Below are 23462 nucleotides of genomic sequence, written 5' to 3' on the forward strand. Positions count from 1 at the left end.
GTTTGCGCCCATTTTGTCTTAAGCGGGCGCCGCAGATTTGCCAAAGATGTGACCACACCACAAGAGACCAACACAATGAGTAGGATGAGTCTGAACCGCAAGCTGTGGTTATCGCTTGTGCTCGTATGGCTGGGCTTGCTGGGCGTCGGATTGTGGAGCGCGGTGGAAACCCGCTCGACAATGCTCGACGAACGCAAGGCAGGCATGGTGAATCTCGTCGATGCCGCAGAGGGTGTCGTGAGCGGCTACTACGCGCTCGCGCAGGCCGGCAAGATGAGCGAGGCCGATGCGCAGCGCGAAGCGCTCGCGCGTCTCGCGACGATGCGCTACGGTGAGTCCGGTTATCTGTTCGTGATGGATTCGAAGCCCGTCGTACTAATGCATCCGACCTTGCCGCAGATGAACGGCAAAGCGGTGGGCGACTTCAAGGACCCGGATGGCAAGCTGCTGTACGTGTCGATCGTCGATGCGGCGAAGGCGACGGGCAAAGGTTTCGCCGAATATCGCGGACGTCTGCCGCATAGCGAAGAGGCTGTGCCGAAAATCAGCTATGCCGTGCGTTTCGCGCCGTGGGACTGGAACATCGTGAGCGGCGTATTCGTGCGCGATATCGATACCGCTTACTACGCGAACCTGATCGAACATTTCATCGTCGTGCTGGTGATCGGCGCGGGGATTTCGTTCGCGATGCTGCTGATCATCCGCAATGTGCGCGGCAGCCTCGGCGGCGAGCCGCAGGATGCCGCCAGGCTCGCGGCGCGTATCGCGACGGGCGACCTCACGCAGATCGTGTCCGTGCGCGCGAACGATTCGTCGAGCATGATGGCCGCGATGAACGAGATGCAAAGCCGCTTGCAGTACACGATCGGTGAGATTCGTCAGTCGGCGGAGTCGATTGCGTCGGCGACGCAGGAGATCGCGGCGGGCAACGGCGATCTGTCGCAACGCACGGAACAGCAGGCGGCGTCGCTACAGGAAACGGCGGCGAGCATGGAAGAGCTGACGGCGACCGTCAAGCAGAACGCCGACAACGCGCGCCAGGCGAGCGGCCTCGCAAACAACGCGTCGGACATCGCGACGAAGGGCAACGAAGTCGTCAACCGCGTGATCAGCACGATGACGGAGATCAACGACAGCTCGCGGCAGATCTCGGACATCATCGGCGTGATCGAGGGCATCGCGTTCCAGACGAATATTCTCGCGCTGAACGCGGCCGTCGAAGCGGCGCGTGCGGGCGAGCAGGGCCGCGGCTTCGCGGTCGTCGCGGGTGAGGTGCGCAGCCTTGCGCAGCGTTCGGCGACGGCGGCGAAGGAAATCAAGCAACTGATCGGCGCATCGGTGGAGCGCGTCAACAACGGCTACACGCTCGTCGAGCAGGCGGGCACGACGATGAGCGAGATCATGCAGGCAGTGCGCCGCGTGACGGACATCATGGGTGAAATCGCGGCGGCGTCGGAAGAGCAGAGCAGCGGCATTTCGCAGGTAGGACGTGCCGTTACGCAGATGGACGAGGTCACGCAGCAGAACGCGGCGCTCGTCGAGCAGGCTGCGGCCGCTGCTGCATCGCTGCAGGATCAGGCGGCGCGTCTGCGTCAGACGATCGGTGCGTTCCGGGTAAATGGCGGTGAGCAGATGGCCGTTGCGAAGACGGTTCCCGCGGCAGCGAAGAAGGTCGTGAATGCGGCGGCGAAGCCAGTCGCGAAGCCGGTAGCCACCGCAGTTGCGACGGCGACGAAGGCGGACCCCGGTGTGCGCGAGGCCGCGAGACCGGCCGTGAAGACGGACGCGTCGGCGCGTCCGGTTAAGGCGTCGTCATCCGATGACGATTGGACTACCTTCTAACGGCACCTCAACCGAGAACGAGGCCGTTCTCGGTTCGGTGGATGTGCTGCAAGGTCGGGTCGGATTCGTGGATCGCCAGTTGATCGATTCCATAGTCGAACTGACGATAACCGAGTTCGGTTAGAAAAGTCTGAATCGCGTCACGATCAGACTTGATCATTTCAATCAGCATGACTGGGCGGTGTCGTTCGAGCACCGCGCGTGCCCCCCGCAGCACGTCGACTTCCATCCCTTCGACGTCGAGCTTCAAAAAGTCCAGTCGGTCGAGATTCAAAGAAGGCAGATCGATCACGGGCACCTTGACGCCGTGCTGCGCGTCGTAAGAGATCGGCTGCCCGATGGCCTCGGTATTTTCACGTTGACGCAGTTCCAGGCTGCCGAAGCTCGCGGGCCGCGTATAGTCCGGCCGCGGCACGCTCATTTCTCCGCAGCTCTCGCCCAGTGCCGCCAGCCGCGCCCGCACATTCATGCAGTTGTTGAGCGCGATGTTGCCGGCCAGCGCGTAATACACAGCTTCCTGCGCTTCGAACGAATGCACCTCGCCCCATCCGTACATGTGCCGCGACCATTCGATCGTATGCACACCGACGTTCGCGCCACCGTCGATCGCGACTACGCCGTCGCCGAAATGGCGGCGGCGCAGGTCGAGAATCAGGAGTGCAAGTTTGATTTCGTTGAGATCGAACTGCGATGCCGTGAGCAACTGAAAGCCGACGCCGAACACGCCGCCGTCCTGTTTGATAGCGAAATCGTTGCGATTGACGATCATATTGCCGTGGTTGGTCGAGGCGAGAACGAAGGCGATGGGGCGAGCGGGATATGACATGTGTTTCTCGTTTGAATCGTGAGTGGAGTGTCCGCAACGAAGGCAGGGTGAGATGCGCCCGACGAATCGATTGGGCTTGAAAGGCAGGCTTATCTTAAAAAAGCGGCGCGCATGCTTACATAGGACGACTCCTAAAGCGCTAGGCGCAGCGTGGCACGCCATGCAAACCCGTGACAAAACCACGCGGCACAACGCGCATACCCATATGCGAACCGTGTATTTCCCATCGACGCCTGCCTGTGAGACGATTTAGGGCTCGACACTTCGCGGGCTACGTCAATGTGCCCGCTGTCGAAAACGAATCCGAAACAAGGCAGTCAAGAGAGAATCACATGCAGCGCAGAACACTCATCAAGGTCTTTTCCGCAGCGCTCGCTTCGGCGGCGCTCGTCACGAGCTTCGGCGCACGCGCCGACGACAAGGTCATCAAGGTCGGCACGATCAGCGGCCCCGACGCGCAAATCTGGTCGGTAGTGCAGAAGGTCGCGAAGCGCGAAGGCCTGAACGTGAAGGTCATCGAGTTCAACGATTACGTGCAGCCGAACGCCGCGCTCGACGCGGGCGATCTCGACGCGAACAGCTTCCAGCATCAGCCGTATCTCGACAGCCAGATCAAGCAGCGCGGCTACAAGATCGTCAACGCCGGTCTGACCTACATCTCGCCGCTCGGCATCTACTCGAAGAAGCTGAAGTCGCTGAAGGATTTGCCGCAAGGCGCAAAGGTCGCGGTGCCGAACGATCCGTCGAATGAAAATCGCGCATTGCTGCTGTTGCAGTCGCAAGGCGTGATCAAGCTGAAGGCGGGCGCGGGCACGAACGGCAGCAACGCGACGCCGCTCGATGTCGCCGACAATCCGAAGAAGGTGAAGCTGATCGAACTGGACGCAGCGCAATTGCCGCGTTCGCTCTCCGACGTCGATGCCGCCGCGATCAACACGAACTTTGCGCTGGCAGCGGGCCTGCAGCCGACCAAAGACGCAATCGCGCTCGAAGACGTCCACAGCCCGTACGCGAACCTGATCGCCGTGCGCATCAAGGACAAGGATCAGCCGTGGGTGAAGAAGCTGGTTGCGGCGTATCAGTCGGAAGACGTGCGCCAGTTCATCAAGACGGAGTTCAAGGGTTCGGTCGTGCCGTCGTTCTAAGCGACCTGATCGCATGATGCGAAAAAAAAAGCGCCCCGGGAAACCGTGGCGCTTTTTTTATGCGCGTCGCAAAGGCACGAGACGCTGCCGCTATAGTGCGCGCTCCCATTGCTCGATGACGAGATCGCGCCCAAAGCGCCGCTCGGGTGCCGTCGATACCAGCGTAAAGCCAGCCTGCGTAACGAGCCGCCGAGCGTCGTCGAGCGAACTCTCGCTTTCGACGGAGAGCGTCCGATATCCCGTGCGCTTGGCGAAGCGCACGCATTCGTTGATCAGTTGCGTGCCGATGCCGAGCCGCCGCACGTCCGGTTCGACATACAGCATACGCACACTCGCCTGCATGTCGGATGCCGCCGCGACGAGCGCCGATCCGACGATCAAGCCATCCTGTTCCGCGACCCAGCAGATTTCGCGCAACGTGTCGTGACCTTGCGCAAAGCGCGCGGCCTGCTGCGCGAGCAGCGCTTCGAATGTGTGATCCCAGCCATGGCCGTATGCGAACAGCTGCGCCTGGCGCGACACCAGCCAACCGTATTCGCCCGCGCGCGGCGCGCGCAGCGTGACGATGCTATGCCGCGGCCGCTCGTCGAGCAGGCGCTCGATCAGCTTCATCGCGCGGATCAGTTGATCCTGCGAATGCGGCGCGAGCCGCGCAAGAACGGCGCCGACCTCGTCGAGCGCGGCGGTGTCGAGCGGCTGGTACGCGGCAAGCCCCGCCTCGGTCAACGACACGAGCGACTGGCGCGCGTCGATCTCCGACGTCCGCCGCGAAATCAGGTTGCGCCGCTCGAAGCTCGATAGCAGCCGGCTCAGATAGCCGCTGTCGATGCCGAGATTGCGCGCGAGCGCCGCCGCCGTCTGATGCTCGCTGCGCGACAGTTCGTGCATGACCCGTACCTCGGTCAGCGAATACGGGCTTTTCTGCAGATGTTCGTGCAGCGCCCCGATGTGCTGCGTGTAAAAACGATTGAAATGGCGGACGGCTTCCGCCCGGACTATAGCGGGATCGTTCACCGTTTCCGCTCCCCGTATTGGCCTGTCATTCGGTTCACCAAGCTATGTTGTTTCCATCGAGTGATCGCTCGCGAATTTCGAAGTTTGCACCAGATCGTTAATAAAGAGGTATGACATTTGCGGGTTAACGCACGTAACTTGACGGACGATTCGTGCGAACCAGTTGGGCGACTGGTCTTAGATACGGGTATGCCCTAATGCCAGCGGGCTGTCAGTTGGAAACCGCTTAATTCGCGGAATTCCTTATCAGGCAAGGGTTTGCTTGATGTAGACCAGCTAGATACCAGCTCGTTGACTGGTATTATGGTGGTTATATAATGGGCTCCAATTCGTAGGCCAAGCAGTCCCGTCTCCTCACGATCCCCGACCGAGCCATATGGAAACCCGTTGGTCCGCACTGACACCTGACGTCCACAACGTCACGCCGCTCTACCTGCAGCTCGCCCGCAATCTGGCGACGGCGATCCATTGCGGCGTGTGGTCTGCGGGTGAAGCACTGCCGTCGGAGCGCTCGTTGTCCGATGCGATCGGCGTGTCGCGTATCACGGCGCGCAAGGCGATTGCGCTGCTGGTCGAGCAAGGCTTGATCCGGCGCGCGCGTGGCGCCGGCAGCTTCATCACGCCGCGCGTCGAAGATCCGCTGTCGCGTCTCACCGGCTTCACGAAGAAGATGGAGCAGCGTGGCTTCCGCCCGGATTCGATATGGCTCGAACGCGAGGTCCGCAGCGCGACGCGCGACGAGATCGTGCATCTGGGGCTGTCGCCGGGCGCGTCCGTCGCGAGCCTGCGCCGCCTGCGCCGCGCCGACGGCATCGTGATGGCGGTCGAGCATTCGTCGCTGCCCGTGTCGATCGTGTCCGATCCGCTGGCCATCGGCGGCTCGCTCTACAGCTACCTCGAACAGCGCGGCTTGCCAGTCGTGCGCGCGCTGCAGCACTTTCGCGCCGTCAACGCGTCGAGCGAGATCGCCACGCTGATGGACCTCGAACAAGGCAGCGCACTGCTGCTGATCACGCGCGTGGGCTACAGCGCGGATCAGCGCGCCATCGAACTCACCGATACCTATTGCCGGGACGACTACTACGACTTCGTCGCTGAACTGCGGCTGTGACACGGCGCGCTGAACGGCGCGACGACAGACAGACGGAACGCACGCGGCGCGAATCAGTCACGCACTGCATAACGCAACATCAGAGAGACTCATGCTGACCGGAAACATACTCACCCCCGAAGGCTGGATCCACGGCACGATCGAATCCGCAAACGGCCGCATCACGGCCATCACGGGCAACGCCGCCGATCCGTCGACCAACGACGCGCCGTACATCCTGCCCGGCTTCATCGACCTGCACGTGCATGGCGGCGGTGGCGCCGACGTGATGGAAGCGGGCAACGCGATCGAGGCGATTACGCGCACGCATGCGCGCTTCGGCACGACGAGCCTGCTCGCCACCACGATGACGGCGCCGCGCGACGAGCTGATGGCCGTCGTCGCGGGTCTCGGCGACGTCGCGAAGAACCGCGTGCCTGGCGGCGCGCGCGTGCTCGGCGTGCATCTCGAAGGTCCGTATATCAACCCCGGCAAGCTCGGCGCGCAACCTGACGCAGCCGTGTCGGCCGTGCTCGACGAAGTGTTGAAGTATCTGTCGATCGCTCCTATCCGCGTTGTCACGATCGCGCCGGAAATCTCCGGCCACATGGAGATCATCTCCGAGATCAACGCGCGCGGCGTGCGCGTGCAGCTCGGCCACTCGCTCGGTACATACGACGACGCAGTCGCCGCGATGAAGCACGGCGCGCGCAGCTTCACGCATCTGTTCAACGCGATGTCGCCGCTGCATCACCGCAATCCGGGGATGGTCGGCGCGGCGCTCGCGCATGCCGAATACGCGGAAATCATTCCCGACCTGCTGCACGTCCATCCGGGCGCGATCCGCGCCGCGATGCGCGCGATTCCGCGTCTCTATGTGGTGACGGACAGCACGTCGGCGACGGGCATGCCCGACGGCGAATATCGCCTCGGCAGCCAGCACGTGACGAAGTGCCTCGGCGGCGTGCGCCTTGCCGACGGCACGCTCGCAGGCAGCACGCTGACGATGGATCAGGCGCTGCGCAACCTCGTATCGCTCGGCCTGCCAATGGCCGATGTGTCAAACCGTATGTCCCGTTTCGCCGCCGACTATCTCGGCCTGGAAGACCGCGGCCGTCTCGCGCGCGGCGCGTGGGCAGACATCGTCGTGTTCGATCGCGAACTGGCGTTGACGGCGACTTACGTCGAAGGAGAATCGATTGTCGAATATGCTTAAAGAGGCGCTGGCGTCCGCTGACGTGGTCGCCGCGCAACTCAACGATACCTCGCGCGTGGAAGCGCTCGCGGCCCGGCTCGCACAGGAGCCGCGTCACGTCGCGCTGACGGTGGCGCGCGGCAGCTCGGATCACGCGGCGAGTTACTTCGCCTCGCTGACGATGAGCCGCGTCGGCCTGCCCGTCGCGTCGCTGCCGATGTCCGTCGCGACCCTTCAACAAGCGCCGCTGCAGGTGCGCAATCAGCTTGCGCTCGGGTTTTCGCAATCGGGCAAGAGCCCCGATCTGGTCGGCACGATGCAGGCGCTGCGCGAAGCGGGTGCGCTGACCGTGGCCGCTGTCAACGTGCCAGATTCACCACTCGAAGCAGCGTGCGAGTTCTATCTGCCGTTGCTCGCCGGTCCCGAACTGAGCGTTGCGGCGACCAAGAGCTATATCGCGATGCTGTCGGTGTCTGCGCAACTCGTCGCGCACTGGCAGAAGGACGAAGCGTTGCTCGACGGCCTGAAGTCGCTGCCGGACGCACTGCGCCGCGCGGGCGCACTCGACTGGTCGAAGGCCGTCGATGAACTGCGCGACGCCGAACGCATGATCGTGATCGGCCGTGGTCTGGGCCTCGCGATCGCGCAGGAAGCGGCGTTGAAGCTGAAGGAAACGTCGGGCATTCAGGCCGAAGCGTTTTCGAGCGCAGAAGTGCGTCACGGCCCGATGGAACTGATCGACCGCGACTATCCGCTGCTCGTGTTCGCCCCGCGCGGACCGGAACAGGCGGGGCTGCTGCAACTCGCACGCGACATGCAGGCGCGCGGCGCTCGCGTGCTGCTCGCCGCACCGGACGACGTACCCGAAGCCACCTTGCCGCTCGTATCGACGGCGCACGCGGCGCTCGATCCGATTGCCGCAATCCTTTCTTTCTATGTGATGGCTGCCGGCCTCGCCGCCGCTCGCGGACGCAATCCTGATGCGCCGCGCCATCTGATGAAAGTCACCGAAACTCATTGATCGAGAGATGCAGATGCGACGTGTCGAGGAGTCCCGTTTGAAGAGCCATTCCGAAGGCCATATTGTCCTGCTCGCGCCGATGACGGGTCCCGTCGTCCCGCTCGCGAAGGTGCCCGACCCGGTGTTTTCGGGCGGCATGTTCGGCGACGGCATCGGTATCGATCCGCTGGAAGGCAAGCTCGTTGCGCCGTGCGACGGCGTCGTGATGCATCTGGCGCGCACCGGCCATGCTGTCACGATCACGACGGCAGAAGGCGCCGAAATCCTGCTGCATATCGGTATCGACACGGTCGAGCTGAACGGCAAGGGCTTTGCGCCGCTGATCGAGCAGGGCGCGACCGTGCGCACCGGCGACGTGCTGATCGAGTTCGATCAGGACGCGGTTGCGCGCAGTGCGCCGAGTCTCGTGTCGGTGATCGCGATTGCGAACTCGGATGCGTTCGAGATCGTCGAGCGCGCTGCGGCTGATGGCGTACTCAAGGCAGGCCAGTCGCCGCTCCTGACGCTGCGTGTGCGCGACGGTGCGGCCGTGGCGGCATCGCGCGAAGCGTCGAGCGTGAGCGAAGAAGCGCGCCAGACGATCGTGCTTGAACATGCTGGCGGTCTGCATGCGCGTCCGGCTGCACGGGCGCGCGAAGCGGCGCGCGGTCTCGATGCGCGTGTCGAAGTGCGTTTCGAAGGGAAGAAGGCGGCGATTGAAAGCGTCGTTGGCTTGCTCGGTCTGGGCGCGGGGCAGGGTGCGACGGTCGAGATCGTCGGTATCGGCGCGCAGGCTGGTGCGGCCGTCGAGGCCGTGGTGCGCGAACTGACGCGCGAGGCGCACGGCGAAGCGGAAGAAAAGCCCGCGCGCCAGCTGTCGCCGGCGCCCGTTGCAGCCGTGCCGAAGACGGGTGAAGCGCTTGCGCCGAACACGCTCGCGGGCGTGTGCGCGGCGCCCGGCATCGCCGTCGGCAAGCTCGTGCGTTGGGACGATGCCGACATCGATCCGCCGGAGACGACGGGCAACACGCCCGCCGCCGAAAGCCGTGCGCTCGACAAGGCGATCGCCGCCGTCGACGCGGAACTGAACACGACCGTGCGCGACGCATCGCAACGCGGCGCGCATGGCGAAGCGGGGATTTTCGCGGTGCATCGGGTGCTGCTCGAAGACCCGACGCTGATCGACGCCGCGCGCGATCTGATCAGCCTCGGCAAGAGCGCGGGCTTCGCGTGGCGCGAGGCGATCCGTGCGCAGATCGGCGTGCTGTCGAAGGTCGACGACGCGCTGCTCGCCGAACGTGCCGCCGACTTGCGCGACCTCGAAAAGCGCGTGCTGCGCGTGCTCGGTTACTCGAATGCGGCTTCGCGCTCGCTACCCGATGAAGCCGTGCTGAGCGCGGACGAATTCACGCCGTCCGATCTGTCGTCGCTGGATCGCAAGCGTGTCACCGCACTCGTGATGGCGCGCGGCGGCGCTACGTCGCACGCGGCGATCATCGCGCGTCAGGCGGGCATTCCCGCGCTGGTCGCGATGGGCGACGCGCTGCACGCGATCGCCGATGGCACGCAGGTCGTGGTCGACGCGACGGCGGGCCATCTGGAATACGCACCGAGCGCACTCGATGTCGAACGCGCGCGCAACGAGCGTGAGCGTCTGGCAGGCGTGCGCGAAGTGAATCGCCGCACGTCGCAGCAAGCCGCCGCCACCAGCGACGGCCGCGCGATCGAAGTCGCCGCCAACATCGCGACACTCGACGACGCAACCACGGCCGTTGATAACGGCGCGGACGCCGTAGGCCTGCTGCGCACCGAACTGCTGTTCATCCATCGCCAGGCGGCGCCGACCGTCGACGAACATCGCCAGAGCTATCAGTCGATCGTCGAAGCGCTGAAGGGCCGCACGGCCATCATCCGTACGCTCGACGTCGGCGCGGACAAGGAAGTCGATTACCTGACGTTGCCGCCCGAACCGAACCCGGCGCTTGGCCTGCGCGGTATCCGTCTCGCGCAGGTGCGCCCGGATCTGCTCGAAGATCAGTTGCGCGGCCTGCTTGCAGTTCAGCCCGTCGGCAAGGTGCGCATCCTGCTGCCGATGGTCACGGACGTGGGCGAACTCGTGCGGCTGCGCAAGCGCATCGACGAACTCGCCGCCGAAGCGGGCCGCGCCGAGAAGATCGAAGTCGGCGTGATGATCGAAGTGCCGTCGGCGGCGCTGCTCGCCGATCAGCTGTCGAAGCACGCAGACTTCCTGTCGATCGGCACCAACGATCTCACGCAATACACGCTCGCGATGGACCGCTGCCAGCCGGATCTCGCCGCGCAGGCGGACGGCCTGCATCCGGCCGTGCTGCGCCTCGTTTCGGCGGCGGTGCAGGGTGCCGACAAGCACGGCAAGTGGGTCGGCGTGTGCGGCGCGCTGGCGGGCGATCCGCTCGCGGTGCCGCTGCTCGTGGGCCTCGGCGTGACCGAACTGTCCGTTGACCCCGTATCCGTGCCCGGCATCAAGGCGCGCGTACGCAAACTCGATTATCAGTTGTGCCGTCAGCGCGCCCAGGACGCTCTGGCGCTCGAATCGGCACAAGCGGTAAGAGCCCTGAGCCGCGAAATCTGGCCGCAAGACTGATGGCGCTTGCGTCGCAACCAGTCTGAAAAGCCAGATCCGTCAGCTCGACATTTCAACCAGCATGTAAAGCAATTACGCAACTACACGAGACAAAGGAGTGGAGGTATCAATGGATGGAAATCCGTTTCTGAAGATTCAGCGCCTTGGCCGCGCACTGATGCTGCCGATCGCGGTTTTGCCCGTCGCCGGCCTGTTGCTGCGCCTCGGCCAGCCCGATGTGTTCAACATCAAGATGATCGCCGACGCGGGAGGCGCGATCTTCGACAACCTGCCGCTCCTGTTCGCGATCGGCGTCGCTGTCGGCTTTGCGAAGGACAATAACGGCGTTGCGGCGCTGGCGGGCGCGATCGGTTATCTGATCGAAGTGGCCGTGATGAAGGACATCAACGACAAGCTCAACATGGGCGTGCTGTCGGGGATCATCGCCGGTATCGTCGCGGGGATGCTGTACAACAAGTACAAGGACATCAAGCTTCCCGATTACCTCGCGTTCTTCGGAGGGAAACGCTTCGTGCCGATTGTCACGGGGGTGGCGTGTCTGGTGTTAGGCATCGTGTTCGGCTACGCGTGGGGTCCTGTTCAGGGCGCCATCGACGCAGCCGGCCACTGGCTGACGACGGCTGGCGCAGTCGGCGCGTTCGTGTTCGGTCTGCTGAACCGTCTGCTGCTGGTGACGGGCCTGCATCACATCCTGAACTCGCTCGCGTGGTTCGTGTTCGGTTCGTTCACGCCGCCGGGCGGCGCCGCTGTAACGGGCGACCTGCACCGCTTCTTCGCGGGCGATCCGACGGCGGGCACGTTCATGACGGGCTTCTTCCCGGTCATGATGTTCGGTCTCCCCGCAGCGTGTCTCGCGATGTTCCACGAAGCGCCGAAGGAGCGCCGCGCAATGGTCGGCGGCCTGCTGTTCTCGATGGCGCTGACGTCGTTCCTGACGGGCGTGACGGAGCCGATCGAATTCAGCTTCATGTTCCTCGCGCCTGTGCTGTACGCGATCCACGCGGTGCTGACGGGTCTGTCGCTCGCGATCTGCTCGGCGCTTGGGATCAAGCTCGGCTTCACGTTCTCGGCGGGCGCGATCGACTACGTGCTGAACTACGGCCTGTCGACGAAGGGCTGGGAAGCGATTCCCATCGGCATCGCGTATTCCATCGTCTACTACGGGCTGTTCCGCTTCTTCATCCGCAAGTTCAACATGGCGACGCCCGGCCGTGAGGCTGAAACGCCGGAAGTGGCCAACGAGTCGTATGCGTCTGCCGGTTATGTGGCGCCTGTCGAAGGTGCAGCGGCAGTGTCGGGCACGCGCGCGCAGCGTTATATCGCGGCGCTGGGCGGCGCGGTGAATCTGTCGGTGGTCGATGCTTGCACGACGCGTCTGCGTCTGTCGGTGGTGGATTCGGAGAAGGTGTCGGAGAACGAGCTGAAGTCGATCGGCGCGCGTGGCGTGTTGAAGCGCGGTGGCGGCAACGTGCAGGTGATCATCGGACCGGAAGCGGACATGATCGCCGATGAAATCCGTACGACGATCGCGAGCGGCGGTGCGGTGGCGGCTGTTTCGCCTGCTGCTGTGTCGGCCAAGCCGGCTGCTGCTGCCGCTTCGACTCCCGCTGCGGCAACGGGCAACGGCCCGCTCGATCCGGACCCGCTGCGTTGGCTCGCGGTGTTCGGCGGCGCGACGAATGTCGTTTCGCTCGAAGCCGTCGCGGCGACGCGTCTGCGTATCGTCGTGCGCGATGCGTCGGCCGTCGATCGCCAGCGTCTCGACACGCTGAGCGTCGCGTGGGTGTCGACGGATACGTTCCACATCGTTGTCGGCGAAGATGCGCAGCGTTACGCGCAGCAATTGTCGACGCGCCTGACGGCAACGGCGTGACGTTCGTCTAAGCCTGAGTCTTGCAAAGGAAATCGGCGCCCCGCGGGGCGCCGATTTTCGTTTACCCGCTTACCGTTTATCCGGATCGGCGTCCGGGTCGACGGCGTTGTTCGCTTCGAGCCACATCACGTTGATGATGCCGAGCGCGAGCGCAAGTCCAATACCGAGAATCCAGCTGAAGTACCACATGGTTCGCTCCCTCTTGCGCGCGGCGTGTCAGTACATCGAATGATGGTTCTGTTCGATCGCGTCGGCGGTAACCTTGCCGCGCATCACGCGATACACCCAGCTCGTGTAGATGAGTATCAGCGGCAGAAAGATGATCACCGCGATCAGCATGATCTGCAGCGTCATCCGGCTCGACGTCGAATCCCAGACGGTGAGGCTGCTGCGTCCATCGAGCGACGACGGCATGATGAACGGAAACATCGAAAAACCCGCCGTCAGGATCACGCCGATCACCATCAGCGACGTCGACAGAAAGGCGCTGCGCTCGAAGCGCGAACTCGCCAGGAGGAGCGCGAGCACGCCGCCGACGACGCCCGCGACAGGCGCCGCGATCATCCACGGATACGTCGCGTAGTTGGTGAGCCACAGCCCCGGCGCGCCGATCACGTTTTTCAACAGCGGATTCGCGACGGTATCGAATGGCGCGGGTTCGGTGATCTGATAGCCACCGACCAGCGTCGCGACCAGCACGCCGCCGATCAGAAACAGCGCGACCGCGACCAGCGACGCGATGCGCAGCGCAATCGATGCGCGCCGTGCGACGACGCCATCCGCCTTCATCTTGACGAACGCCGCGCCGTGCGCGGTGAGCATCGACACGCTCACCACGCCGCACAACAAAGCGAACGGATTGAGCAACTCGAAGAAACTGCCTTGATAGCTGACGCGCAGATCCTGATCGAACTGGAACGGCACGCCTTGCAGCAGGTTGCCGAACGCGACGCCGAACACCAGCGCCGGCACGAAGCCGCCGACGAACAGCGCCCAGTCCCACGCGGTGCGCCAGCGCGGATCATCGCGCTTGCCGCGATAGTCGAAGCCGACCGGGCGGAAGAACAGCGCGAACAGCACGAGCAGCATCGCGAAGTAAAAGCCCGAGAACGATGCGGCGTAGACGAGCGGCCACGCGGCGAACATCGCGCCGCCCGCGGTGATCAGCCAGACCTGGTTGCCTTCCCACGTCGCGCCGACCGTGTTCACGACGATGCGCCGTTCCGCATCCGTTTTGCCGATGAACGGCAGCAGGATCGCTGCGCCCATGTCGAAGCCGTCGGTGAGCGCGAAGCCGATCAGCAGCACGCCGATGAGCACCCACCAGATCACTTTGAGGGTTGCGTAATCCATAGCGATGTTTCCTCGTGTTTTCCTGCGACGGCAAGGGTGTCACTGTCGATGCCGCTCATGCCGCCGTGTTCGCGCCGACCGCCGGCTTCGCGGTCTGCTCGTGGTGGTACCGCCCTGTATGCAGCGACGAAGGCCCAAGCCGCGCGTACTTGAACATCAGCGTGATCTCGATGATGAAAAGCGCGGTGTAGAACACGACGAAGCCAGCGAGGCTCAGATACAGATCGCCCGCCGTCAGGCTCGACGCCGATAGCGAAGTCGGCAGAATGCCCGCGATAGTCCACGGCTGGCGCCCGACTTCCGCGACGATCCAGCCGAACTCCGCCGCGAGCCACGGCAGCGGAATCGCCCACACGGCCCAGCGCAGGAACCAGCGACGGTTGTCGCGCAGCAGCGAGCGTTGCGCGCAGAAGAAGAACGCGAGCACGAAGGTCGCGAGGAACAGGATGCCAAGGCCGACCATCAACCGGAACGACCAGAACACGGGCAGAACGGGCGGCACGGTTTTCTTTGCGGCCTGTTTGATCTGTTCGGCGGAGGCGTCGGTGACGTTCGGCGTGAACTGCTTGAGCAACAGGCCGTAGCCGAGGTCCTGCTTGTGCTGGTCGAAGGCGGCGTGTGTTGCGTCGCTGGCGTCGCCTTGCTTGATCTTTTGCAGCGCGTCGTACGCGAGCATGCCGTTGCGGATGCGTGTCTCGTTGCGGGCCATCAGTTCTTTCAGGCCAATGACAGGCTCGTCGAGCGAACGCGTCGCGATGATGCCGAGCGCGTACGGCACCCGCAACGCGTAGTCGGTGCGCTCTGCCTGCTGGTTCGGAATGCCGACAATCGTGAACGGCGCGGGCGGCGGCGCGGTCTCCCATTCGGATTCGATTGCGGCAAGCTTCATCCGTTGCACTTCGCCCGTGGTATAGCCCGATTCGTCGCCGAGCACGATCACGCATAACGTGGACGCCAGCCCGAAGCCGGCCGCGACGGCGAACGAGCGCAGCGCGAAGTCGATGTCGCGGCGCTTGAGCAGATACCACGACGACAGCCCGAGCACGAACATCGACGCCGTCACATAGCCCGCCGACACCGTATGCACGAACTTCACCTGCGCGACGGGATTGAAGATCACGGCGAACAGGCTCGACAGCTCCATGCGCATCGTTTCGTAGTTGAACTCCGCGCCGACCGGGTTGTTCATCCAGCCGTTCGCGATCAGGATCCACAGCGCGGACAGGTTCGAGCCGAGCGCGACGAGAAACGTGACCATCAGATGCTGGATGCGCGACAGCCGGTTCCAGCCGAAGAAAAACAACCCGACGAAGGTCGATTCGAGAAAGAACGCCATCAACCCTTCGACGGCCAGCGGCACGCCGAAAATATCGCCGACATAGTGCGAGTAGTACGACCAGTTGGTGCCGAACTGAAACTCCAGCGTGAGACCCGTGGTGACGCCCATCGCGAAGTTGATGCCGAACAGCTTGCCCCAGAACTGCGTCATGTCCTTGTAGATCGGCTTGCCCGTCATCACGTAGACGCTTTCCATGATGACGAGCAGCCACGACAGCCCAAGCGTCAGCGGCACGAATAGAAAGTGATACAGCGCCGTGACGGCGAATTGCAGGCGAGAGAGATCGACGACGTCGCTAGCGGGCATGGTTGACACCTTGAGTCGAAGGCGGCGTTGGGACGGATACTGGCACCGACAGCAGCGCCTGGGCGACCTGCGCAGGCGGCAGCGACATGTTCTGCGCCTGCGGGTGATTGAAGAACGCGAACTTGAGCGCGAACAGAAGCGCGAATTTGATCGCGAGCACGATCACGATGTCGCGGGCGAAGGTCGGACCGCGAGCCCACGCGACGATGCGGCTGGCGAGCGTGCGGCGGGTGGCATTCCTGTGATTGAGCGTTATGGCCATGTTTTATGGGCAACGACATCGCGCCGGTTGACCCGGCAGGACACAGTGCGCATCACTCGCGGCACTGGCGCATGCACAACCATTGTAGGAATGGGATGACGGACGGGGCCGCGTCATCGTGTCGCGAGGTGGTCCGTCTCTATCACTAATAATTCACGTACTGCGCGAGGTCAAGGCAATGTCTCGACAATGACGCGTATCTGCGCAATATTTGACGACGCGCAAGAAAAAGCCCCGCCTTCTTGCGAAGAGCAGGGCTCTGTTTCGAAACGAGGGCGGCCGGTAACTGGCGCGCGCCCGCTGCTTCTCTGAGGTTACGCGTACTCGGCCAGCGCGGTGCGCATTTTCTTCATCGCGCTTGCTTCGATCTGGCGAATCCGCTCCGCCGATACGCCGAACTCGTCGGCCAGTTCGTGCAGCGTCGAGCCGCCCGAACCGTCGTCTTCCACCTGCAGCCAGCGTGCTTCGATGATGCGGCGGCTGCGCGGATCGAGCGATTCCAGCGCGCTCGCGATGCCGTCGCTATGCAGACGGTCACGCTGACGCGCGGCCAGCACGGCTGTCGGCTCGCTGTGCGAATCGGCGAGATAGGCGATCGGGGCGAATGCTTCTTCGCCGTCTTCGACCTGGCCTTCGAGCGCGATATCGCCGCCCGACAGCCGTGTTTCCATCTCGGACACTTCCTCGCGCTTCACGTTCAGCTCTTTGGCCAGGCCCTCGATCTCGTCCGGCGTGAACGACTGCAACCCTTGCTTGTGGCTGCGCAGGTTGAAGAACAGCTTGCGTTGCGCCTTGGTCGTCGCCACTTTCACCATGCGCCAGTTGCGCAGGATGTACTCGTGGATTTCGGCCTTTATCCAATGCATTGCATAGGACACGAGGCGCACGTTCTGCGTCGGGTCGAAGCGCTTCACGGCCTTCATCAGGCCGATGTTGCCTTCCTGGATCAGGTCGGCGTGCGGCAGACCGTACCCGAGGTAATTACGCGCGATCGACACGACCAGTCGCAGGTGCGACAGGACTAGCTTGCGCGCCGAGCCGAGATTGTTTTGCTCGCGGTACTCGGTGGCGTACTGGCGCTCTTCCGCCGGCGTCAGCATCGGAATCCGGTTCACGGCCTGGATGTAGGCGTCGATGTTGCCCAGCTGGCCGGGCAGAAGAGAAGCGTGCGAGAGCGCCAGTGCACCTGCCGGAGCGGCCTTAGCCGACGACGGGCTCAGAGTACTCGGAAGGGTCAATGTGTTGCTCACGTAGCAGACTCCTTTATTCAGACAAATGTCCGCCAAAGCGGACCACGATGGATGTTAGCACTCTCATTTACCGAGTGCTAATACTTAGAAGCCATAGGGGCATGCAAGTTCCCTCTTTCCTATCGAAAATGCACGTTCAATAGCATCGTACCTCATCTGCGGGTTTGGCACCGAACGCTTAGCATTGCTCGGCTGCGGCATGATTCTGCAATCGTCGGTAAGATTTTTTCGGAAACAGAAGCAGTGATTTGTGAGTTTTCAGTTGTTATTAAAGGGTCCGATAGTTGCTCGTGTCTCTAGAATGTCGCTGCACGTTGCCCTTGCAAAACCTCGTATCCGGTGGACGCACGATGGAAAAAAAGAACAACCACTCGTCTAATCTGGCACTTAAATGTGCCGTCGCTGCAGCGCTTTTCGGCGTATCGGGTCTGGCTTCGGCGGACCAGTTCGGCGTTCAGATCGCGGGCGGTCTCGCCGAGCACCACGTTCGAAAGCTCGACCTGGGCTTCGTCTGGGACCCTAATCTGACCTGGTGGGAAATCGGCGACTGGCATTTCGCGCTGATCGGCGAGGCGCACGCCGCGTGGTGGCATACGGACGAAGGCAACGATCACGACAATATCGGGGAATTCGGCGTGACGCCGGTCGTGCGGTTCATCAAGGGCTCGGGCGCGATCCGTCCGTTCATCGAGGCGGGCATTGGTGTACGGGTTTTGACCCATCCGAGTATCGCGTCGAGTTACACGCTCAGTTCCGCATTCCAGTTCGCCGACATGGTGGGCGTCGGCGCGCAATTCGGCTCGCGTCAGCAGTACCAATTTGGCTACCGCTTTCAGCACATCTCCAATGCAAGTATCAAAGAGCCGAATCCTGGTATAAATTTCCAGCAGATTTACGTGCAGTACAACTTCTGACGACCGCTGCCGTTGTCGGCGCCGTCGTCGATAGGGGCGAACGCGATGCCGGCAAAAGTGATTGAAGCGATTCGCGGGCTCGAGCGCGATCGCTTTCGCGCGATGGTGGAAGGAAACGGACCGCAGCTCGACGCGCTGCTGTCGGATAGCGTCATTTACGTCCACACGAACGGCAAGCGCGAGTCGAAGCAGCAGTTCATCGACGCCATCACGGCCGGGCGCCGCCGTTATCGCCAGATCGAGGTGCAGTCGCAGGACGTGCTGCCTGTCGGCCGCGAGACTTGCGTTGTCACGGGGCGCGCGCTGATCGAGATGGAAGCGAATAGCGGCGCGCTGCTCTTTCCGATCGCCTACATGGCGATTCAGGCGCAGGAAGACGGCAAATGGCAGCTGATCGCGTGGCAGGCGACGCGTTGCGCAATCGAGTGACGCGGATCGCACCATCACTCTTTATCTGACGGAAGCCGCCTCGTGAGCGGTCCGTGCGTGCCGGCGACGGTTGAATCGCCGGCGTTTGCGCTTCTGCGGTCTTGCCTGTTCGTTTTTGCCTTGCCTCGGTTCGCCGTTACGTGACTGCTGCCGTTACGCCGCGACGCGCCGGTCGACAGCCGCCCAACCCGCGCGATTGACGCCGCTCACTACGGCATCGACGACGGCCGTCATTTCGTCCTCCGCTACGCCGATGCCGTGACGCATCGGCTGTTCGCCCACGCGGCTGGCGACGAACACGACCGTGCGGCCGTCCGTGGTGCGCGCCGTCTCGAACGATGTAATTTCGATGGTTTGCTTCGAAGCCGTCGCCATTTCTTGCGCAACTGCCTTCGCATACGCTTCATGACCGTCGATGCTCGCCGCCGCCGTCGCGGGCACGGCAATCTCGCGCTTGTTCCAGCGCACCGTCGATCCGCTGACGCGCTGCGCCGGACCGTCCGCCTCGAAATATTCGCGGGTAAAGAGCGCGCAGATCGCGTCGCCCGTCACTTCCTCGCCTGACTGATCCGCCACCGTTTGCACCGCGTGGCTGAATTCGATCTGCACGCGCCGCGGCAACACGAAGCCCATGCCGCGCTCGACCAGATACGTCGCGCCGCCCTTGCCGGACTGGCTGTTCACGCGGATCACGGCGTCGTAGCTGCGGCCGACGTCGGCGGGATCGATGGGCAAATACGGCACTTCCCAGACGGCGTCGGGCTGTTGCTGCGCGAAGCCCTTGCGGATCGCGTCCTGATGCGAGCCGGAGAACGCCGTGTAGACGAGATCGCCCGCATACGGATGACGCGGATGCACGGGAATCTGGTTGCAGCGCTCGACCACGCGGCGCACGGCGTCGATGTCCGAAAAATCGAGGCCGGGGTCGATGCCCTGCGTATAGAGATTCATCGCAAGCGTCACGATGTCGACGTTGCCCGTGCGCTCGCCGTTACCGAACAGACACCCTTCGATACGGTCCGCGCCCGCCATCAACGCGAGTTCGGCTGCGGCGACGGCCGTGCCGCGGTCGTTATGCGGATGCACCGACAACACGATGCTGTCGCGATAGCCGAGATTGCGGTCCATCCACTCGATCTGGTCGGCGTACACGTTCGGCGTCGCGGCTTCGACGGTGGCGGGCAGGTTCACGATCATCTTGTGATCGCGCGTCGGGCGCCACGTCTGCGCGACGGCGTCGCAGACTTCGCGCGCGAACGGCAACTCGGTCATGCTGAAGGTTTCTGGCGAATACTGGTACGTCCAGTGCGTCTGCGGACGGGCGTCGGCATGTTCGCGGATGATCCGCGTGCCCTCGACGGCCAGCGCCTTCACTTCGTCCTGCGACAGCCCGAACACGATCTTGCGGAACGACGGCGCGATCGCGTTGTACAGATGGACGATCGCGCGCGGCACGCCTTCGAGCGCCTCGAACGTGCGCGCGATCAGGTCGGCGCGCGACTGCACGAGCACTTCGATGGTCACGTCGTCAGGAATGCGCTTTTCGTCGATCAGCTTGCGGACGAAATCGAAGTCGGTTTGCGACGCCGACGGAAAACCGACTTCGATCTCCTTGAAACCGATCGCGACGAGCATCTCGAAGAACTCTGTCTTCTGCGCGATGCTCATCGGCTCGATCAGCGACTGGTTGCCGTCGCGCAGATCGGTGCTCATCCAGATCGGCGCGTGCTCGATCGTACGGGTGGGCCACTTGCGGCCGGTCAAGCGGACGGTGGGGAAGGGGCGGTACTTCTCGGCAGGGTTGCGCAACATGTTGAGGCCTCGTTCGATTCGTCTAGTCGTGTGCTGGGTGAGGTGGCGTCGAGCGGCTGGCGGGATGCCACAGATGCACGTCCCGCAAGCCGGGCGCTAGCGGGAGCAACGAACGGGCGCGAACAAACAGCGTCGTCTGAACGACGACGAAGGCAACGATCGGAACGGAAGCCCATGCAACGTGCATTTGACCCTCGCGATTCGTCCGAGTGGTAAACGGACGAATACGGACGACTACAGGTTTTGAAGGAACTACGGATTGGGGTGAAACTGGGACTGCTTTTGAGGACCGCCGCGAGCCGCTGTGGCGACTGCGTGCGGCGCTACGCCTTGCTTACGCTAGACGTAGCGATAGGGGCCGCGCTAGGCGGCCGAGGGTAATTCGGAGGGTGTTCGGAATGGAACGCATTTTTACAAGATAAGCGAGGCGGCGGGGGGCTGTCAACCCGCCATTCGCTGCGATGCGTTCCTAGGCGAGTTCGCCGAGGCGAGCGGAAAGGCCGTCAGCCCTTGTCAGGCGGCCTTCCGCGCGATGTCGACAATCAATTCGACCTGACGCGTGATCGCGGCCGGCACGGGCGCTTCACCGTTCAGCGCGGCTGCGATCCAGGCAGCCGTGGTCGGCGCGTCGCGACCTTCGGGCAAGTCGACCTCGGGCGCATCCGGCGACGAGCGCTCGGCCGAAACGCGTGTTTCGCAGATGCCGTCATGCAGCCAGTCGATCTGCACCTGGCGGCGTGTATCGGCGACAGCCTCGCCTTCGGTGCCGCGCGCGAGCAGCGCGCCGCCGACAGCCATGTCAGGGTGCGAGACGAATAGCTGGGTCAGGCTCTCGCGATACGGCGGGTGCGTGTAGTTCACGAGCCGCAGGCCCGCCGGCGCGAAGGGCTGAAGAATCTTCACGAGCGTGTGGGTCGAATTGCGCACGCCCATCCGCCGACGCAGCGACAGCAGCCGCGCCAGCTTCGGCGCGAGTGTTCCGATGGGTGCGAACGCGATCCGCTGGTTTGCGAGGCTCGTTTCGATATCCGCGTGCGTCTGCGCGGGCGCGACGGTCAGATGGGCAAAAATTTCGGCGCTTGTCACGCGGCCCGGATCTTCCGTCACGCCATGCACCAGTACGGGCACGCCTTCGCGCGCGAGCAGCAACGCGAGCAGCGGCACGAGGTTCGGCTGCTTGCGCGCACCGTTGTAGCTCGGAATCGACACGGCCTGATACGTACCGTGCTTCACGTTGACGGGCGCAAACGAAGCGTGGGCGGCCGCGAGCATCGCGGCCAGCTCGTCGGCGGATTCGCCTTTCACACGGTACGCCAGCAGGATCGCGCCCAGTTCCAGGTCGGAGACGCGGCCATCGAGCATCGCGCCGTACAGCGCGTGCGTGTCCTCAGGCGTGAGCGCGCGCGCGCCGTTGGGGCCGCGGCCGATTTCCTTGATGAATCGGGCGCAAGGAAAGGGAGTGGTGTCGGTGAGATCGGTCATCGGGCAAATCGGTATGTGGGGGACGGCGGGCAACGACGCTTCGCACGCGCCGCGAGCGCTGCTACGGCGCGCTGCGTTTCCTTTCGAGTATCGCACGCCGGGTGTACCTGCAGAATGCGAGCAAATTCATGGCCTGCCATGAACCTTACGGGACGGCTTCAGCGCGCGCCACCTGGCCGTTCGGCCAGGCTACGCGGGAATCGGCGCCGCGTTACACTCAATGCTTCGCCGCGTCGCAGCGGCTCAACAAAAGACGGAGAACGGAATGGGTTACGTGTTTGCGCCAGCGCCGGTGACGGCAGTGCCAGTCGTCGGATCGGACGATCAATTCGCGGTGCGACGCATTTACTGCGTCGGTCGCAATTACGAGGCGCACGCGCGCGAAATGGGCCATGATCCCGATCGCGAACCGCCGTTCTTCTTCGCCAAGCCCGCCGATGCCGTGCTGTATGTCGCTCCCGGAGCAACGGGCGAATTTCCGTATCCCGCGCAGTCGAAGAACGTTCACTTTGAGATGGAACTCGTCGCGGCAATCGGCAAGGCAGGCAAGAACATCTCGGCGGACAACGCGCTTGATCACGTCTACGGCTACGCGCTCGGTCTCGACATGACCCGCCGCGACCTGCAGGCGGAAGCGAAGAAGCTGGGCCGTCCGTGGGACACCGCAAAGGGCTTCGACCATTCGGCGCCGCTCGGCCCGATCCATCCCGTTTCGAAAGTCGGTCAGGTCGGCAAGGGCGCGATCTGGCTGACCGTCAACGGCGAGGAAAAGCAGCGTTCGGACGTGTCGCAACTGATCTGGTCCGTCGCCGAGACAATCGCTTATCTGTCGACGCTGTTTGAACTGCAACCGGGCGACCTGATTTTCACGGGCACGCCGGAAGGTGTCGGCGCGGTCGTTCAGGGCGATCTGATGAAGGGTGGCGTGGACGGGCTGGGCGAGTTCAGCGTGCGCGTCGTCTGATATCGCCAGCGCCATTCAGGGGGAGTACAAGACAATGAAGCTGTACAGCTACTTTCGCAGTTCGGCGTCGTATCGCGTGCGGATCGCGCTGAACCTGAAGAACCTGCCTTACGAGTACCTGCCCGTGCATCTGTTGCGCGACGGCGGCGAGCAGTTCAAGCCCGAGTACCGCAAGCTCAATCACGATGCCATCGTTCCCACGCTGGTGGACGGCGACCAGGTGATCACGCAGTCGCTCGCGATCATCGAGTATCTCGAAGAGACGCATCCCGAGCCGCCGCTGCTGCCGTCGAAGCCCGTCGATCGTGCGTATGTCCGCTCGATCGTTCAGCAGCTCGCGTGCGAGATTCATCCGTTGAACAATCTGCGCGTGCTGAAGTATCTGAAGCGCACCGTGGGCGTGAACGACGAGGTAAAGGACGCGTGGTATCTCCATTGGATCAGCTCGGGCTTTGCCGCGCTCGAAGAATATCTCGTTGCGGATGGCCGCGCGGGCAAGCTGTGCTTCGGCGATACGCCCACCATCGCCGATATCACCCTCGTGCCGCAGGTGTTCAACGCAAACCGCTTCAATGTCGATATGAGTCCGTATCCGACCATCCGGCGCATCTGCGAACACGCGAACACGCTCGACGCGTTCGCGCGCGCGGAACCCGGCGTGCAGCCTGATGCCGAGTGAAGCGCTGAAGCAATGAAAAAAGGGCGTCATGCGAATGCATGACGCCCTTTTTATTCACCCGCTG

The 23462-nt window shown here is 63.4% G+C and carries 20 protein-coding genes; 11 read left to right on the plus strand and 9 right to left on the minus strand.

Translation table 11 applies throughout. From position 1 onward, the window contains the following. Positions 1 to 75 precede the first annotated feature (75 nt). Entirely contained in the window at positions 76 to 1842 is a 1767-nt protein-coding gene (locus C2L65_RS01425) for a methyl-accepting chemotaxis protein (RefSeq protein WP_042306338.1), read from the plus strand. Positions 1843 to 1849: 7 nt separating this feature from the next. On the opposite strand, the gene C2L65_RS01430 is transcribed toward C2L65_RS01425, so the two are convergent. Then, entirely contained in the window at positions 1850 to 2668 is an 819-nt protein-coding gene (locus C2L65_RS01430) for an FkbM family methyltransferase (protein WP_042306337.1), read from the minus strand. Positions 2669 to 3000: 332 nt separating this feature from the next. Between C2L65_RS01430 and C2L65_RS01435 the strand changes: the two genes are divergently transcribed. Further along, positions 3001 to 3813 (plus strand): MetQ/NlpA family ABC transporter substrate-binding protein, encoded by an 813-nt coding sequence (locus C2L65_RS01435; protein ID WP_042306336.1) that lies wholly within the window; start codon positions 3001 to 3003, stop codon positions 3811 to 3813. Positions 3814 to 3903: 90 nt separating this feature from the next. Here the strand turns inward: C2L65_RS01435 and C2L65_RS01440 are convergent, their stop codons facing one another. Continuing rightward, positions 3904 to 4827 carry a bifunctional helix-turn-helix transcriptional regulator/GNAT family N-acetyltransferase gene (locus C2L65_RS01440; protein ID WP_042306335.1) on the minus strand — a complete coding sequence of 308 codons (924 nt, stop codon included), beginning with the start codon at positions 4825 to 4827 and terminating at the stop codon, positions 3904 to 3906. A 376-nt stretch (positions 4828 to 5203) separates the two neighbouring features. On the opposite strand from C2L65_RS01440, the gene C2L65_RS01445 reads away from it, so the two are divergent. The 5 genes from C2L65_RS01445 (at position 5204) to nagE (ending at position 12608) form a co-directional block, all read left to right on the plus strand. After that, positions 5204 to 5938, plus strand: a complete 735-nt coding sequence (locus tag C2L65_RS01445; RefSeq protein ID WP_042306334.1) for a GntR family transcriptional regulator — start codon at positions 5204 to 5206, stop codon at positions 5936 to 5938. 91 nt (positions 5939 to 6029) lie between these two features. After that, a complete protein-coding gene (nagA, locus tag C2L65_RS01450) occupies positions 6030 to 7133 on the plus strand; it encodes an N-acetylglucosamine-6-phosphate deacetylase (RefSeq protein ID WP_042306333.1) in 1104 nt (367 codons plus the stop codon). Further along, positions 7126 to 8133, plus strand: a complete 1008-nt coding sequence (locus C2L65_RS01455) for an SIS domain-containing protein (RefSeq protein ID WP_042306332.1) — start codon at positions 7126 to 7128, stop codon at positions 8131 to 8133. The genes nagA and C2L65_RS01455 overlap by 8 nt, the downstream gene beginning before the upstream one ends. Positions 8134 to 8146: 13 nt before the next feature. After that, entirely contained in the window at positions 8147 to 10735 is a 2589-nt protein-coding gene (gene ptsP, locus C2L65_RS01460) for a phosphoenolpyruvate--protein phosphotransferase (protein WP_042306365.1), read from the plus strand. Between the two features lie 109 nt (positions 10736 to 10844). Continuing rightward, positions 10845 to 12608, plus strand: coding sequence for an N-acetylglucosamine-specific PTS transporter subunit IIBC (nagE, locus tag C2L65_RS01465; protein ID WP_042306331.1), 1764 nt, complete (start codon positions 10845 to 10847; stop codon positions 12606 to 12608). Between the two features lie 69 nt (positions 12609 to 12677). Here nagE and cydX read toward each other — a convergent pair whose 3' ends face one another. The 5 genes from cydX to rpoH form a co-directional block, all read right to left on the minus strand. Further along, positions 12678 to 12797: a cytochrome bd-I oxidase subunit CydX gene (gene cydX / locus C2L65_RS01470; RefSeq protein ID WP_042306330.1), complete on the minus strand. Its 120-nt coding sequence runs from the start codon at positions 12795 to 12797 to the stop codon at positions 12678 to 12680. 27 nt (positions 12798 to 12824) lie between these two features. Further along, the gene (gene cydB, locus C2L65_RS01475; RefSeq protein ID WP_042306329.1) at positions 12825 to 13961 is read right to left on the minus strand and encodes a cytochrome d ubiquinol oxidase subunit II; all 1137 of its coding nucleotides are present in this window, start codon (positions 13959 to 13961) and stop codon (positions 12825 to 12827) included. Between the two features lie 55 nt (positions 13962 to 14016). Continuing rightward, a complete protein-coding gene (locus tag C2L65_RS01480; RefSeq protein WP_042306328.1) occupies positions 14017 to 15606 on the minus strand; it encodes a cytochrome ubiquinol oxidase subunit I in 1590 nt (529 codons plus the stop codon). Next, positions 15596 to 15868: a cytochrome oxidase putative small subunit CydP gene (cydP, locus tag C2L65_RS01485; protein ID WP_042306327.1), complete on the minus strand. Its 273-nt coding sequence runs from the start codon at positions 15866 to 15868 to the stop codon at positions 15596 to 15598. The genes C2L65_RS01480 and cydP overlap by 11 nt, the downstream gene beginning before the upstream one ends. A gap of 314 nt (positions 15869 to 16182) precedes the next feature. Further along, the gene (gene rpoH, locus C2L65_RS01490; RefSeq protein WP_042306326.1) at positions 16183 to 17118 is read right to left on the minus strand and encodes an RNA polymerase sigma factor RpoH; all 936 of its coding nucleotides are present in this window, start codon (positions 17116 to 17118) and stop codon (positions 16183 to 16185) included. 350 nt (positions 17119 to 17468) lie between these two features. Between rpoH and C2L65_RS01495 the strand changes: the two genes are divergently transcribed. Together C2L65_RS01495 and C2L65_RS01500 are read left to right on the plus strand one after the other, a co-directional pair. Next, positions 17469 to 18032 carry an acyloxyacyl hydrolase gene (locus tag C2L65_RS01495; RefSeq protein WP_042306325.1) on the plus strand — a complete coding sequence of 188 codons (564 nt, stop codon included), beginning with the start codon at positions 17469 to 17471 and terminating at the stop codon, positions 18030 to 18032. A gap of 45 nt (positions 18033 to 18077) precedes the next feature. Next, positions 18078 to 18461, plus strand: coding sequence for a nuclear transport factor 2 family protein (locus tag C2L65_RS01500; RefSeq protein ID WP_042306364.1), 384 nt, complete (start codon positions 18078 to 18080; stop codon positions 18459 to 18461). Positions 18462 to 18614: 153 nt separating this feature from the next. On the opposite strand, the gene leuA is transcribed toward C2L65_RS01500, so the two are convergent. After that, positions 18615 to 20273 (minus strand): 2-isopropylmalate synthase, encoded by a 1659-nt coding sequence (leuA, locus tag C2L65_RS01505; RefSeq protein WP_042306324.1) that lies wholly within the window; start codon positions 20271 to 20273, stop codon positions 18615 to 18617. 513 nt (positions 20274 to 20786) lie between these two features. Next, complete coding sequence (ybiB, locus tag C2L65_RS01510) at positions 20787 to 21755, minus strand: DNA-binding protein YbiB (RefSeq protein ID WP_042306323.1); 969 nt, start codon at positions 21753 to 21755, stop codon at positions 20787 to 20789. 265 nt (positions 21756 to 22020) lie between these two features. Between ybiB and C2L65_RS01515 the strand changes: the two genes are divergently transcribed. Further along, positions 22021 to 22719 carry a fumarylacetoacetate hydrolase family protein gene (locus C2L65_RS01515; protein ID WP_042306363.1) on the plus strand — a complete coding sequence of 233 codons (699 nt, stop codon included), beginning with the start codon at positions 22021 to 22023 and terminating at the stop codon, positions 22717 to 22719. A 34-nt stretch (positions 22720 to 22753) separates the two neighbouring features. Then, positions 22754 to 23398 carry a maleylacetoacetate isomerase gene (gene maiA, locus C2L65_RS01520; RefSeq protein WP_042306322.1) on the plus strand — a complete coding sequence of 215 codons (645 nt, stop codon included), beginning with the start codon at positions 22754 to 22756 and terminating at the stop codon, positions 23396 to 23398. Positions 23399 to 23462: the final 64 nt, after the last annotated feature.

Source organism: Paraburkholderia terrae, assembly GCF_002902925.1.
Classification (GTDB): Bacteria; Pseudomonadota; Gammaproteobacteria; order Burkholderiales; family Burkholderiaceae; genus Paraburkholderia; species Paraburkholderia terrae.